Source organism: Rouxiella sp. WC2420, from assembly GCF_041200025.1.
In the GTDB taxonomy this organism is placed as follows: Bacteria; Pseudomonadota; Gammaproteobacteria; order Enterobacterales; family Enterobacteriaceae; genus Rouxiella.
The window spans coordinates 3,273,333-3,285,772 of record NZ_CP165628.1; the positions used below are offsets into that span (position 1 = coordinate 3,273,333).

Consider the following 12,440-nt stretch of genomic DNA (forward strand, 5'->3'; position numbering starts at 1 on the left):
ATTAATTCTCCGGAGGAAAAGTGGCGTCGATAGATTTGGCTTTTATCGTGATGTTGGTAAAGAAATCCTGAGGCACCGAAACAACTGGGTTTATTTGGGCGTGAAAATCAAACGTCCACCGGTTTTCATATTGGGCCTCGGCATTCGTTAAAGCGTTCTGGTGTGGTTCTGTCGCATACAGTGGCTTCATGTCCACGTCAGAGTTTGCGAAGTACTCGCAGGCAAACTCCGTTCTGACCAATGGTGCTATCGTGGCCGCGATATCAGCCGCGTCCGGTCCATAGCAGTCGAGTTGACAGCCCCACTCAGTCGTTCTCAGGTTATCCTGCGTGCCGCTTCCGTCTGTGTTTGGTGAGTAAGTGATGCGACTTGTTGAACGGCCATAGCTGTTTAACGGCGTCATGGTGATGAAGTTACCGATTGGCATCGGCACACCGTTTTCCTGCGACAAAATCACTTCTGCACTGACGATGGACAATAAAAAACCGCGCAAGGCGGTTGTGATGTCATCCTGTTTAATGCTGATGGTGGCGGTCATGTGTTCACCTGGAGCGTGACCACGAACTTACACCAATCCGGCCACTCCTCAAGCGGCTGGGTAATCAGCCACTTTTCATTTTTAGATGGAATAAGCAGATAGTCACCCCCCTTCTGATTTGGTCGGTTAACACCCTCAAAATTGCCGTTCACATAGGCTGATTTGATAACGCCCTGCAAGTTGAGTCCATCAACCTTCATGAGGTCTGTATAGCTTAATGGCTGAAGCTGCAGAGTGACGTCTTGCGTGCTGTATGACGGCGTTCGGTGACCTGCCGCGTCAGTCGTGTACTGGCCGGTGCTAACCATCATCTGAGCTGGAATATCAGGGTTAACAGTGGTTATTGCACCGCGCACGAGACCATGAAGGTTCATTAATCCCCTCCGTTAATAATCTCGAAATCAACAGATTTTTGCATTACTCCAGAATCTACTAGGGTCTGTTCGGGTCGAGCCAGCCCTTTCCTGATTTTTGCTGCTACCGTTGCATCAGCACTTTCAGGAGGAACGACATGGTCAATGGTATTCTTGATGTCCTGAACCATGAGAGGTCCTAGCCCATTAAAGGCCTGTGTCATTCCATTGCCGTCTAAGGATTTACCTTTAACCAACTTTCCAAGTGCCGCTCCCCACTCGCCAGTTTTCTCAGCCACCGTAATACGCATAAAAGGCCGCGCCGGTATGTGCAGCGTTCCAAATTCATTGGCCGCGGCATAGGGAGCAACAGGCTCTAAGGCGTCATTGGTAGCGCCAGCAAGGATTCCGACATTCATCTGCAACTTTAGATTGCAGCCCATTGCAGCCAAGGCCTTTTGAAGCTTATCTCCGCCTGACATTGAAGACATGGTTTACCCCCATGGATGGACGTATTTTTTAGCAACATACCGACCACCAACAACATATTTACGCGTTGCCTGCCAGTACATGCTCCCGCAAGGTGTTTGCTTAAACCACGATGCATTGGTTGCATCTGGCACGGAGAATGAAACGCTTACTGACCCCTCTGAAGCGCTTGCGATTGGCCCTGACTGCCCATCACCCCACAACGCCATTGTCGCCATATGGCAGACCAGCAAATAGAGGATGGTTTTCCGGTCTTTGACGCCGTTATCCGGATCATAGGGGACGACAGAAGCATTGGTATTGTCGAGTAATAGGCATGCCACATCAAACGCCTGGTTGAGCTGTGGGTCAGTCAGTACGCCTGCAAATCGCGGATATATCCCGGTGAACTCAGAGGAGTCAAACTCGACAATAGCCATTACGCTGCCTCGCTAGCCGGGACTTCTTCAGTTTTAATGGTCTTGTCATTTTTGGTGTCGACTGGCTCAAGGCCGTGCTTCACTGCAGATTTTTCATCCGCACTATCTTCAGCGCTGGCATAGTCCGTTTCATATACCAAAGTGCCGTTTGTGAAGTGGGGCATCTTGCCGTAAGCCTGCAACACCTCTTCCCAATCATCGGCTGGTACGGTAGTTTTGCCAAAACCACAGGTCAGCGTGCCTTTTTCAAGGCCCCGAAGATGGAAGTCGCTACCGTAAAGAGACACCTTACGTCCGTTAGAGATATCAAAAACAATACCGTGCGGGTGCTTGAGGCGAACGTGAACGAGATCTGACATGTTATTTCCTTGGGAAGAAGAATCAGCCTCCTCAGAGGCTGTATTTTTACGTGGTCGCGCCATAGTTTACATACCTGTCATTTGTGCGACGGCTGCAGGGACTCGAATTACACCGCCGTAGGTGGTGCCGGTTACCTTCTGAGCAAAAGAAGATAGTGATGGTACGATGCGGCCCATGCGGATTTTCTCACCAAAGCCTAAAAGGCCGGTTTCATTCCCAAGCACTTCCGGCGCAATCAGGATCATCGTTTCTGCAGCTGCTGGTGCATTGGCTGCGCCTAACTGAGGAAGCGAAACGAATACCATGTTCGGGAAATATTCCTTCAGCATGGACATAACGGTTACGCCAAGCTGAGTGGGCTCTGCTAGCAAGGTGCGCAGGCCAGGCGAGCAAGCCAGTTTTAAAACAGACTTCTCATCAACCAAGCCGGAAAGTTGATTGACCAGTTGGGTGAAAAGCTTGATCACATCGTTATAACGCGCAATCGCATCTTTGCTTGACCAGGCAGTTGCACCGGAAACAGAGATCGGGGTGATAGCCGCTTGCAGATTTGGGTCATTCAGCACACCATAGATTTCTTTACCGGCGACGCCAAGTAAATAAAACTTATTGGCGTCAATATCGATCGTAGTTGCTGCTGAACGTTGCTTGGCCGCCGCCAGGTTAATTTTGGCTTGTGCCGCCATATCCTGCTCCAGATCACCGTACTGAATGATTGTCTGGAAGCGGTATTGCTCACGGGTGTGCCATTCAGAGTTAACACCTGCTACACCAAATTGACCGAAGTCAGAATATGCGGCGGTATTACCGGTAACTTCATCTGCACGCCATTTAAAGTAAGGCGTAGTCCAGTCCCCGCGCTTTTCTTCATTGAATAGCTCACGGGCGTTACGCGGTGCTGTTAGGATTTCAATGACGGTAGGATCGATATACGCCAGCAACTCAGCTGGGATCGTTGAGTTTGCCTGTGTGATAAGCGCAGCATCCTGAATAAGACGCGGCATATTATCCTTGGTGATCCATTCACGTGCGTTGCGGCCAAAATCAAAGCCGTATCGCTTAGCTTGTTCGAAAGTAATATTCATTATTGTCTCCATCCGCACGTGACGATGCCCACCGAGATAATTCAGTGTCATTCACGAAGGGATTATTTCAGGGGGTTAGGCGGCTGGGGTCCAGTTGGAAATGAATACCAGGTTATCGCTGGTACGCACTTCCCTTACTACAAAACTTGTCTCTAGAGAGCCAGCAACGGTTGCGCCCGCTGCAGCATAAGAAACACTGCCATCAGTTGTGGAAGCGAATGCCTTCTGCCCAACCGTTGGTGCTGTGGTTCCGAAGCTCGTGTAGAACTCGCCGATTGTCGCCACGGTCACCGGCGTTTCATCTGGAATACCGAGCGTGCCACCAGAGAGCAGCGCGAAGTTATAGTAATTAAGCAAGCGCTCTACAAAGCCTGCAAGCACGGTGCCTGCCGCACTAACCTGAGATGATGGATCGGTACCCTGGAAAACAAAGTTGCCGACGGTCACAACACCTTCTGCCAGCGGATTTGTCGGAAGATATACGACGGGGTTGTGTGATGCTCGATCACCAACAACTGCGCCAGAGTAGTAAAGATTTACTTGAGTTTGAAGGCCCATTTATTGCCCCTTAATTAATTTTGATTTTGCCAAGGCCTGCAAACTGACCTTCGAAAGTATCCAGGGAAGAGTCGAGGACAGGGGACGGATTTGCTGGCTTATTCGATGCCAGCATATCCACCATGCCTTTGTAAGATGACTTTTCATACTGACCGATTTTTACGCCTTTTTGTTTCAGAGCATGCCCATAGATATCTTCAGCGCTGTCGAATGCCATAACATCGACCTCACCGATCAGGTCACGCACCTTGCGACCTGCTTCATTGAGATTGCGGAAGTGAGCCTGGGCTTCAGTACGCGCCTGCAATTTGATTGAATTGGCATCCATTGTCGGCTCACCCTCTTTTTTCTTTTTGGCTTCTTCAGCCGCTGCCGCTTCTTCTTCGGCTTGCTTCTTGGCGGCTTTCTCTTCTTCCGTCAGATCTTCGTCGCCAGTTGGCTCTGATATGCAGGCCAGAATTTTAGCCAGCACATCGTCAGGCACCTTACCTTCCAGCAATGCTTTGAGACTTTCTGAAGCGTTATCTTCGTCAAAAGCAGGCTCTTCTGCAGCGCTTGCCGGCTTCTCTTCTGGTTCTACGACTTCCTCAGCCGCCTCCATTAGTTCAGCAAGCTCTTCCGGCTCGATATCCATGTCCTGAGCAATCTTAGCCCCATATTGACGAACGACTGCTTTTGCCAGGGTTGCAGGTTTTTTGTATGAACCAACCAGTTTGGTCAGATCGGCGGGGACAGCATCCATAGTTAGACGCGGCTTTAAGTAGGCAGCCAGCGTTGCACGCACCGCCACCTGTTTACGGGTAAGTTGCATTATTTTTTGCACCTTTATTGGTTTTGACGGCATTGCGTCGTGGACAGAAACTTCGGGACCAGCCCGACCTTCCCTTACAAGCGTTACGTGATTACCTCGGATGTTTCGAATCACAAAGTCATAAGCAACGCCGTTGAACTCACCAGGAGTGAAATCCGGATCAAAGAAATAGCCGCAGCTAATTTCTTTTAGTTTTTTGCTATCAATCGCTTCAATGGCTGACTGGTCAGTGACTATCAAGGCATTGTCGAGATAAGGTGAGTCCCACACTGGCGTAGTGCCAATTGAGCCGACTCTTTCCTCTTTCAATGGAGCGTGCGCTGAGTCCTGCTTATGAATAATCAGCAATGGCATGCCATTAAACATGTCTTTAGATTTCTCTAACTCTTCGGCAGACCGGTATCCGTAGTAAACTTTTTCAGGGTCTAAACCTTGCTCATCAAACCCAGGAATTTCTCGCCCATAATATGGGGCTACCTGCTCTTTAGTGAGGTGGGTCTGGGATACGTGCAGATACCCGTTTTCGTCAATACGACGACGTGACGCTTCGTCAAAGGCCATTGAGCTAAGTTGAGCAACTCCAGTTGGCGAGCCTTTTTCGGCTTGCTCGCGTGTAGAATGTATTTTCCCGTGCGCACCAAAGCGAAACCCTGCCTTGCCACCTTTTAAGGTTATTTCTCGGATTGGCATTTTTTTACCTTTCTGCAGGCAATAAAAAAGGCCACCTGAGTGACCTGTTTTGTTATTGGTTTGTCATTTAATTACTGGCCTGAACTCACACTTGCAGTTAACCAACTCCCCTGGCATAACCATTCTTCCCTCATGAGGGTCATAGCATCCCTTGCTGAGTTCAAATTCGGTGCCATTCATCTTTACATGCGAATGTCTAAATGACTTGCTGCCGCCAGCTCGATGCACCCAAATGCCGTGAGTTATTCCGGCAGACTGGCAACGCTGCTGTGATATAGCATTGCTGGCCTTGTTATTTTGGTCTCGGGCAATAACCTTAGCTCTTCGTTCAGTTACTCCATACCGCTGCTTTAGCTCTTCTTTCAAATAGCCAATGTCTCTACCGCGGCTAACGCTTTCTTGCACCAAAGTACTAACCTGAGTTAGATATTGTTCCGGTATGGATTTAATCAATGAAACCTGTGTTTCATAAATACTGTCGAGGACATTGCGAACCTCGGGGGTGAGTTGCATATTCACGCTCATGCCCTCTGCCCGAAGTTTATTCACCACTGATCCAGATGAGTAAGCGTCGGCCCGGCGAACAAACCAGGCGGCGATATCCTCTGCCTTTTGCCTGAAAGTGAGTTGCCAGCGACCCATAACTGAAATTAACTTTCTATTCATTAGTTTGGACGGGGTAGCATCACCGACAATTTTTGGCTCATGTCGCTTGTACTCGGCAGTTAACCAATAATCGACTGAATTGCTCATTTCCTCAATTAACGACTTAAGCTTCTTTTGATACTCCAACTGGAGCCCAACGTTTGCCCTGGTCGCCTTCGCCGCCTTGGGTTTCATCGCCATGTCCTGACTCCGGTAAATCACCAATCTCTATGCCGCTGTAGCCACTGTGCGGGTCTTCAGAAAGGCGTTTCCTTGACTCAGCTTGTGAAATAACGCCTTCTTCAATCAGCACGGCATCGGTATCAGCTTTCGTTTTCTGCGTGGTTGCGATCGCCGCGTCATCTTCTTCATTCAAACCAACAAACTTGAACTTGACCGATTTTTCATAAGAACCCAGAACGACAATTTGCAGCACATCCAGCATTTTCTGCAGCGGCCCGCGAAGAACCTTTTCCTGCTGCGATGACGTGTGGTCATTGTTGTTCTTTATATCGGCATCACCGCTGTTAAATCCTGCCGGAGACAGACCGAGAGTTTTAACCACATTGGTTCGGTTGATCATCACGACAAATTCTAATTGCTGCCTAACGATATCCGTCACTCCATTCATTGGCGTGACGATGTTAACGATGTCTTCCATTTCCTTGTCGATGGCCAGCACGCCGTCGTTCGTCCTATATGCCGCCATGTATTCAAGGCGTGGGTCGAGTGAACCAGTTGCGTTGGGGTTCGTTAAAATATCTTCCATATCAGTTTTCAAAACTGTTAGAGAGAACTTTTCCAGCAACCTAGCTTCAGCCTGGCGAGCATCTTGGAAATGGATAACGTAGTCGTAAAGAATCTGCGCCTGAGGAAGACCAAGGAAGTTATAAGTCGGCTTAAGAATTACCGGCACCTCATTCCCGCAGACGCGGATTAACCGGCTGGAATGGACTTGTTTCCCGAGCACCCACCACGTTTGAGGTTTGTAGTAACTAGGGCTTAACGGGTCCGTTGATTCGTAAGTGCCAGGGAAAATATTTATTGGCTCGATCAGCGTGAATCGCTTGAAGTCTTTAAGTTCCGCAGATTTTTCAGAGATATCCAGCGGAGTTAAAAGTAAGTCATCTTTAGCGCCGGTATCGATGAAAATCAGACAGCCACCAAAGTACCCATCAAATTCAGCAGCCTTATGGCAAATATCATGAATTCGATAGTCGATCATGGCGTCCTGAAGTTTCTTCTTCTCTTCCCCAAGCCCGTTATCATCAACAGCGTCGATCTCGATCCACTCTCGGGTCATGTCGTCCGCGAGAGTTTCAATGCAGGCACGGATAAGCCCATTCTGCGTAAGTGAAGACAAAGCCGCATAACCCATGAACGATGGGCCTAGCGCTGGAAATTGCCCATGTTCAAAGGCATGTTGTAAGAGCGAGTAAGCGCCGCCAGAATCGAGTGAGTGATCCATTGCCAGCACAGCTTCTTTAGGTGCCCCTAAAGTTTTTGCGGGGCCATAAAGCGCCTTAACTTCGTTATAGGTAGGGATATACCCATTCTGCTCGATTTTATCCCGCAGAGATTGCGAGACAGCAAACCTCTTGCGTTCTGGACGAGCAGAGGCGCGCCGAGCATTACGACGTTGTGTTTTATTTGTCATAGATTACCGGCGTGAAGAGTGAGGGGTTCTAGATTGAGCTCTAGCGACTAAAGCTTTGTTCATATTCAACGGAGCGCGGCCAGTTATGTAGCCATCTAACCCGTACCGAATTGAGTCGATGCAATGGTTATTAGCATCCACTATAACCGGCAGAACCTGCCCGGTAATGCGGTCGACCTTGTAGGAGTACAGGCGGCACTCTTTGGCAGTCTCTTTGCATCTCGGATGAATAATGATTTTTTTGAAGCCACGTAAATGAGTCACGCCGTCTTCAACGCTGCCAGCCCATTTCTTAGCAGATGAAATATTGAAGCCCTGCTTTTTGATATGACTGATTGTCTCTGGTCGCGAAGAGTCAGCCTTAATTGGCCAGTTCCTTGACTCTGGAATGCCGGGGTATTTGTTCTCATCCAGAACGGTCCAGTTTTCAAGTTGTTTAGCGGTGGCTCCCTCTTTGCCAGCGTAAAGCTTCCACATATCATCAAGCTCCGTGCCCTCTCCAAACGCCTCGTATTCTACGTATAGGCAATCTTGATAAACGAAGGTACGCGTAAGCACATTCGGATCTTTAGCGAAGCCAAAGTCTCCACCAAAGAACAATCGATCAGCTTTCTGCCATAAATCATCTTCGAAACTCTGCACAACATATTTGTTGGCCAGCACCTGTTTGTCGGAGTTCTCTAGGTAAGCACCCTCCCAGATCCACGCGTAGTCAGCATAGTCCAGGGATGCAAGGTCATCTTGCCGTTCCTCCTCGAGTACATCAGGGAACCAAGGATTGTCACTAAAATTCATCTCGACAATCATGGAGTTTTTAGGTGGAGATTTTCTAAATCGCTTATCAGTTGCACTGCCGTCTTTTTCGGGGTTCCATGTTACCCAGATTTCAGACCCAGCCTCACGGACGGTCGGGCGAAGTTTTTTCCAAGCCAGGTCGGAAACTGATTCAGCTTCATCTACCCAAGCGACCAGAATTCGAGCTTTAGATTTGATACTGTCGAGGTTATGCCTAAGGCCGCAAAAGACATATGAAACGCGCCTGTTCTTGGTGCGAATGTATTTCTCGCCAATGTCGAAATAGTCGTCAAGCCAAGGAACCGAACGTATGGCCTGCTTAATCTCCTCCATGCTCGACTCTTCAAGAGAGTTCATGTATTCACGAGCACAGAGTATTACGCCACTTATCTCGGCCTCAGCCCACTGATAGGCCTTTACGGCAGTCATCAGCGCAAAGGTGCGAGTTTTAGCAGAACCACGGCCACCGTAAGCACCACGGTAACGGACACCTTCAGTTGAGAAAACAGGAACGAGTTTGGCGGGTATTTGCAGATCAGCTTGGCTTTCCATTTGTTGGCTCGACCCCTACTAATCTGACTGTTGTAGGCCTCGGGCTCATGCTTCCATCTGGGCTGGTATGCTCAACCTTTTGACGATTGGTGTAAGCCTCTCCAACCTCTTTGGCCGCCTGTTCCATTAGCTGAGCGGTCATTGCGATGTTTTTCATGCTTTCCGCTTTTGTTGCCATGCGATCCAAAACTCGAAGACGGTATGCTTTGTTGGCAATAGGAATGTCTGATATCTCATCCTGAAATCGTTTGCGGGTTAACTTGAATAGTTCGACCCATTTATCGCCAAGATTCTTACCTGTAACTTTTGAGGGATCGTAAGACTCAACCTGCTGACGAGAAACCTTTAGGCTAAATTCCTGTTGGACTAACTCCGCCACTCGCGATGGAGTGTCATAACAGGCAAGAGATTGGACGATAAAGGCTTTCACCTCTACTGAAAGTGCTGCCATAGGTTTCCTTCCCGTCCTACTCAGTCAAACTGTTTATGCAAGTTTTAGCAGGCAGGTCCCACATGCTCTCGCAATGTCGATTCCCGCTACCTCTGGTCTATTTTTCGCGGCGTCTAACATCTCCTGGACTTCAACGCTCGCACCGTATCTTCGAACAACGCCAACAAACTCTTCAACGTCGTGGCCACGCATCGTTAATACCGGCTGACCTTCTTTGTTGAACTTAGGCGCACCGAATTCGTCTTTGGCCTGGCCAATGTGATAAAGCTCATGCTCGACCAATGCGCAGAATTCGAGGTCAGTGCATTGAGAGCAGTAATCAGCTGCCAGCGTAATGATGAATTTCGGCACATCACCGAACCATTCATGCATCTGCTGTTCCATTCTTGCCTTCTGCCAGCCACCGGCACGCATCATGACCTGCTCCGATTGACCAAGAACTGTTCTGCCTTGCTTCTCAAAAGCTGAAGCTGCCCACATTATTTTTAAGTCGGCCTCAATCAGGTGAGCATGATCTTCGTTATAGAGCGAACCATCTTCATCAAGGATTTGGCTGTTTACCCACTCAAGCACTTCCTCAGCAGGTATCAGACGGTTATATGGCTTAAATACCTCCAATAACTCTATGGGAGGGAGTGGTCTGCTCGTCAAGCTTCTTGGATCGGCCATTTGAATTCCCTGTTAAGTTTCCATAATTAACCCTCAAATACTTGATATTCATTGTTTTTATAATTTATACGAACCGTTTTAATACTTTTTTAAAGAAATTTTCTTTCAAACTACATAATTCAATTGATTAATTTGCAACCAAAAACGATAGTTAATCTGCCAATAACTAAGGAGTAATCATGTTCACTATGCAAACAGCAAGATGGTCACTGTCAGTCGTTATTAATAATATATTTTGTTGGCACACCGCCAGTGAAACTGTTGGTGATCGTGAGTACACGCTTAACTCAAACCCTTCTGAAGATATCAGTATCTATTTAGCTAGATGGGGCGTCGAGATGAGCGACAAAGAACAAACTATCTTGACACGTGAACTTTCAAAATGACCATTTTTTGAGTTAAACCAATGAGCCATTCACTGCAGAACATTTCTTGCTTGTCGGTGAGTGCCATGGCTTCCTCTGGAGAATAAAATGAAAGAACTTGAAGAAAGAATTGCTGAGCTGGAACAAAAAAATGAAGACTATGGCTTTCGCATGATCACGCTTGAGATTGCACTGCGACAATTAAGCATTGTTACTGATACGCTTGCTGGCAAAGATTTTTCTATTTCAGGGCTTTTCGAATCCTCCTTTGGGGAGATGATAAGGGAAAACCCTGAAAACCTCGATGTTACTATGTTAGAGGATGTCAAACAGGCAGTATGTAAATTACTTGGCAGCGCATAAATCATTATCAGAGCCACTTGGAAAAGTTAGTGACTCTTGTAATGGCTTAAAGTTGTCCAGTAAACCTTTAAACTACCACTGCTACGGAGCTATCGTCAGCATCTTCGCCCACAACAGCAACATCAGTGCTGGAAGCAGATGCATCAGCAGTCGCTACAGTGGCGTCAGGGAACAACGCAGCAATTGAAGCTGTTACTGCATCAGCCAGGCCAACGGTTTTGGCCTCGGTGATTTTACTTACGATCAGCGCGGTCACTTCAGAGTCGGCAATCGCGGATTTCAGTTCGTCGGTGGTTACGTCTACGGTGATTTTTAACTCCTAATTTAAAGGCAATAAAAAACCGACTGGAGGCGGCTATATATTAATATTCTCATCGGAATGCTTTCTGAGTGTAGCGTGCATTGCCAGATAGATTAGTCCGAAACCAATTAAAATTAAAAAACGATATCCCAGTGCGTTAAAAATCCATACTCCTCCCACCCCCCCTAATAGAAATGAAATGAGTGTAAAAGAATGAAGCCTAAGACGTTCGAGATAAAGTGGAGCTTCTTTTGGTGATTCTTTTCTACGTACTACGTCAAAAAGCATAGCTAATTCAATACCAATATCCGTAGATGTCCCTGACACATGAGTCGTTCTCACGCGTGCATTGGATATCCGGGTCACTACTGCATTCTGTAATCCCATTAAAAAACTCAGACTCAAGATCAATACTACGCCAGGAGAAGACGGTGTTAACCAGCATTCAACAATACCCAGTAACATCAGAGCCCCCCCCTCAATCAAGATATTTAAAGCATATACGGAACGAATATTCTTTCTTCGACCTGCATTTATAATAATTGTTGAGAACACCGCGCCGGAGATAAAAGTAGCTACAATCCACAGAAAAAAAATGCCTGGTACAAGGTTTAACGTCGCAAGATTTGCTGACAATGATGAGACGTTCCCGGTCATATTTGCAGAAAAAAAACCTACAGACTCAAATGCCGCAGTATTTAGAGCTCCAGCAACTGCAGCAAGCGTGCTTGCCAAGCGTCTATCGGCACGATTACTGCGAGCATCCTCAGTACTAGTGAGCATAGTGATTACCATGGTGACTTTACATGCAGATATAGTCTGCTGATTGCTCCAAATGGACAAGAAATTTGAAACTTATTCTTCTGTCGCTGATAGAAAATCATGTTCATATTGATCCGGCTTAATACCTAGAGACATCTCAGGCTGATTATCATTATCAAACGTCCGACAGGCAGACACTTTGTCATGAAGAAATGTTGGGAAATATCCTCTTGTTTTAACTGTGCATGTCGGTTAAATAGAGGAACCATGCATGGGGCATGGAAGGAGATTAATATGGGTTATTTTGTCATTAAGAAATCTGAAAAAGCTGTATCTCAACCGTTTTACTTCCTGCTTAAAGCCGATAACCATGAGACTATCGCAACCAGCGAAATGTATTCTTCAAAGGATGCCGCTAAGAAAGGGATTTCGTCTGTTCAGAAGAATGGCCCTTCAGCTGATATTCGCGATCAGACTGTGTAACATCTGATATATCTCGGGCCCGAATACAGGGCCTTTTTGGTGAACAATTGCTCATTCTCTTTCTGTCATTATCTAGCTCACTCTAAAATGAGCT

Annotated in this window: 18 protein-coding genes; 3 read left to right on the forward strand and 15 right to left on the reverse strand. The window is 47.3% G+C overall.

Annotated elements, in window-relative coordinates; all coding sequences use genetic code 11:
* Position 1: 1 nt before the first annotated feature.
* The 13 genes from AB3G37_RS14970 to AB3G37_RS15030 form a co-directional block, all read right to left on the reverse strand.
* Positions 2-538, reverse strand: a complete 537-nt coding sequence (locus AB3G37_RS14970; RefSeq protein ID WP_369788313.1) for a hypothetical protein — start codon at positions 536-538, stop codon at positions 2-4.
* A complete protein-coding gene (locus tag AB3G37_RS14975) occupies positions 535-912 on the reverse strand; it encodes a hypothetical protein (RefSeq protein WP_369788314.1) in 378 nt (125 codons plus the stop codon). The genes AB3G37_RS14970 and AB3G37_RS14975 overlap by 4 nt, the downstream gene beginning before the upstream one ends.
* The gene (locus AB3G37_RS14980) at positions 912-1,382 is read right to left on the reverse strand and encodes a hypothetical protein (RefSeq protein WP_369788315.1); all 471 of its coding nucleotides are present in this window, start codon (positions 1,380-1,382) and stop codon (positions 912-914) included. The genes AB3G37_RS14975 and AB3G37_RS14980 overlap by 1 nt, the downstream gene beginning before the upstream one ends.
* A 3-nt stretch (positions 1,383-1,385) precedes the next feature.
* Positions 1,386-1,799, reverse strand: a complete 414-nt coding sequence (locus tag AB3G37_RS14985) for a DUF4054 domain-containing protein (RefSeq protein WP_369788316.1) — start codon at positions 1,797-1,799, stop codon at positions 1,386-1,388.
* Positions 1,799-2,158 carry a hypothetical protein gene (locus tag AB3G37_RS14990; protein ID WP_369788317.1) on the reverse strand — a complete coding sequence of 120 codons (360 nt, stop codon included), beginning with the start codon at positions 2,156-2,158 and terminating at the stop codon, positions 1,799-1,801. The genes AB3G37_RS14985 and AB3G37_RS14990 overlap by 1 nt, the downstream gene beginning before the upstream one ends.
* A gap of 66 nt (positions 2,159-2,224) precedes the next feature.
* A complete protein-coding gene (locus AB3G37_RS14995; protein WP_369788318.1) occupies positions 2,225-3,244 on the reverse strand; it encodes a major capsid family protein in 1,020 nt (339 codons plus the stop codon).
* Positions 3,245-3,319: 75 nt separating this feature from the next.
* Positions 3,320-3,802: a hypothetical protein gene (locus tag AB3G37_RS15000; protein ID WP_369788319.1), complete on the reverse strand. Its 483-nt coding sequence runs from the start codon at positions 3,800-3,802 to the stop codon at positions 3,320-3,322.
* 10 nt (positions 3,803-3,812) lie between these two features.
* Positions 3,813-5,303, reverse strand: coding sequence for a DUF2213 domain-containing protein (locus tag AB3G37_RS15005; protein ID WP_369788320.1), 1,491 nt, complete (start codon positions 5,301-5,303; stop codon positions 3,813-3,815).
* A 63-nt stretch (positions 5,304-5,366) separates the two neighbouring features.
* On the reverse strand, positions 5,367-6,149 hold the full coding sequence (locus tag AB3G37_RS15010; protein ID WP_369788321.1) for a phage minor head protein: 783 nt from the start codon (positions 6,147-6,149) through the stop codon (positions 5,367-5,369).
* Positions 6,073-7,605: an anti-CBASS protein Acb1 family protein gene (locus AB3G37_RS15015; RefSeq protein ID WP_369788322.1), complete on the reverse strand. Its 1,533-nt coding sequence runs from the start codon at positions 7,603-7,605 to the stop codon at positions 6,073-6,075. Before AB3G37_RS15015 ends, AB3G37_RS15010 begins: the two co-directional genes overlap by 77 nt.
* Before the next feature lie 3 nt (positions 7,606-7,608).
* The gene (locus AB3G37_RS15020; RefSeq protein WP_369788323.1) at positions 7,609-8,952 is read right to left on the reverse strand and encodes a PBSX family phage terminase large subunit; all 1,344 of its coding nucleotides are present in this window, start codon (positions 8,950-8,952) and stop codon (positions 7,609-7,611) included.
* Positions 8,936-9,403, reverse strand: coding sequence for a DUF2280 domain-containing protein (locus AB3G37_RS15025; protein ID WP_369788324.1), 468 nt, complete (start codon positions 9,401-9,403; stop codon positions 8,936-8,938). The genes AB3G37_RS15020 and AB3G37_RS15025 overlap by 17 nt, the downstream gene beginning before the upstream one ends.
* A gap of 33 nt (positions 9,404-9,436) precedes the next feature.
* Positions 9,437-10,072, reverse strand: a complete 636-nt coding sequence (locus AB3G37_RS15030) for a putative metallopeptidase (RefSeq protein ID WP_369788325.1) — start codon at positions 10,070-10,072, stop codon at positions 9,437-9,439.
* A gap of 179 nt (positions 10,073-10,251) precedes the next feature.
* On the opposite strand from AB3G37_RS15030, the gene AB3G37_RS15035 reads away from it, so the two are divergent.
* Positions 10,252-10,458 (forward strand): hypothetical protein, encoded by a 207-nt coding sequence (locus AB3G37_RS15035; RefSeq protein WP_369788326.1) that lies wholly within the window; start codon positions 10,252-10,254, stop codon positions 10,456-10,458.
* 87 nt (positions 10,459-10,545) lie between these two features.
* Complete coding sequence (locus tag AB3G37_RS15040; protein WP_369788327.1) at positions 10,546-10,800, forward strand: hypothetical protein; 255 nt, start codon at positions 10,546-10,548, stop codon at positions 10,798-10,800.
* A gap of 67 nt (positions 10,801-10,867) precedes the next feature.
* On the opposite strand, the gene AB3G37_RS15045 is transcribed toward AB3G37_RS15040, so the two are convergent.
* On the reverse strand, positions 10,868-11,056 hold the full coding sequence (locus tag AB3G37_RS15045) for a hypothetical protein (RefSeq protein WP_369788328.1): 189 nt from the start codon (positions 11,054-11,056) through the stop codon (positions 10,868-10,870).
* A gap of 99 nt (positions 11,057-11,155) precedes the next feature.
* Entirely contained in the window at positions 11,156-11,884 is a 729-nt protein-coding gene (locus tag AB3G37_RS15050; protein WP_369788329.1) for a YoaK family protein, read from the reverse strand.
* A gap of 273 nt (positions 11,885-12,157) precedes the next feature.
* Between AB3G37_RS15050 and AB3G37_RS15055 the strand changes: the two genes are divergently transcribed.
* Positions 12,158-12,346: a YegP family protein gene (locus tag AB3G37_RS15055; protein ID WP_369788330.1), complete on the forward strand. Its 189-nt coding sequence runs from the start codon at positions 12,158-12,160 to the stop codon at positions 12,344-12,346.
* Positions 12,347-12,440 lie beyond the last annotated feature (94 nt).

What these genes read in the sequence shown, in the direction of transcription:
- AB3G37_RS15055 (WP_369788330.1), top strand. Translation starts at nt 12,158, where the DNA reads ATGGGTTATTTTGTCATTAAGAAATCTGAAAAAGCTGTATCTCAACCG.
- AB3G37_RS15035 (WP_369788326.1), top strand. Translation starts at nt 10,252, where the DNA reads ATGTTCACTATGCAAACAGCAAGATGGTCACTGTCAGTCGTTATTAAT.
- AB3G37_RS14990 (WP_369788317.1), bottom strand. Translation starts at nt 2,158, where the DNA reads ATGTCAGATCTCGTTCACGTTCGCCTCAAGCACCCGCACGGTATTGTT.
- AB3G37_RS15025 (WP_369788324.1), bottom strand. Translation starts at nt 9,403, where the DNA reads ATGGCAGCACTTTCAGTAGAGGTGAAAGCCTTTATCGTCCAATCTCTT.
- AB3G37_RS15050 (WP_369788329.1), bottom strand. Translation starts at nt 11,884, where the DNA reads ATGCTCACTAGTACTGAGGATGCTCGCAGTAATCGTGCCGATAGACGC.
- AB3G37_RS15005 (WP_369788320.1), bottom strand. Translation starts at nt 5,303, where the DNA reads ATGCCAATCCGAGAAATAACCTTAAAAGGTGGCAAGGCAGGGTTTCGC.
- AB3G37_RS15030 (WP_369788325.1), bottom strand. Translation starts at nt 10,072, where the DNA reads ATGGCCGATCCAAGAAGCTTGACGAGCAGACCACTCCCTCCCATAGAG.
- AB3G37_RS14995 (WP_369788318.1), bottom strand. Translation starts at nt 3,244, where the DNA reads ATGAATATTACTTTCGAACAAGCTAAGCGATACGGCTTTGATTTTGGC.
- AB3G37_RS14970 (WP_369788313.1), bottom strand. Translation starts at nt 538, where the DNA reads ATGACCGCCACCATCAGCATTAAACAGGATGACATCACAACCGCCTTG.
- AB3G37_RS14975 (WP_369788314.1), bottom strand. Translation starts at nt 912, where the DNA reads ATGAACCTTCATGGTCTCGTGCGCGGTGCAATAACCACTGTTAACCCT.
- AB3G37_RS15010 (WP_369788321.1), bottom strand. Translation starts at nt 6,149, where the DNA reads ATGGCGATGAAACCCAAGGCGGCGAAGGCGACCAGGGCAAACGTTGGG.
- AB3G37_RS15020 (WP_369788323.1), bottom strand. Translation starts at nt 8,952, where the DNA reads ATGGAAAGCCAAGCTGATCTGCAAATACCCGCCAAACTCGTTCCTGTT.
- AB3G37_RS15000 (WP_369788319.1), bottom strand. Translation starts at nt 3,802, where the DNA reads ATGGGCCTTCAAACTCAAGTAAATCTTTACTACTCTGGCGCAGTTGTT.
- AB3G37_RS14980 (WP_369788315.1), bottom strand. Translation starts at nt 1,382, where the DNA reads ATGTCTTCAATGTCAGGCGGAGATAAGCTTCAAAAGGCCTTGGCTGCA.
- AB3G37_RS14985 (WP_369788316.1), bottom strand. Translation starts at nt 1,799, where the DNA reads ATGGCTATTGTCGAGTTTGACTCCTCTGAGTTCACCGGGATATATCCG.
- AB3G37_RS15040 (WP_369788327.1), top strand. Translation starts at nt 10,546, where the DNA reads ATGAAAGAACTTGAAGAAAGAATTGCTGAGCTGGAACAAAAAAATGAA.
- AB3G37_RS15015 (WP_369788322.1), bottom strand. Translation starts at nt 7,605, where the DNA reads ATGACAAATAAAACACAACGTCGTAATGCTCGGCGCGCCTCTGCTCGT.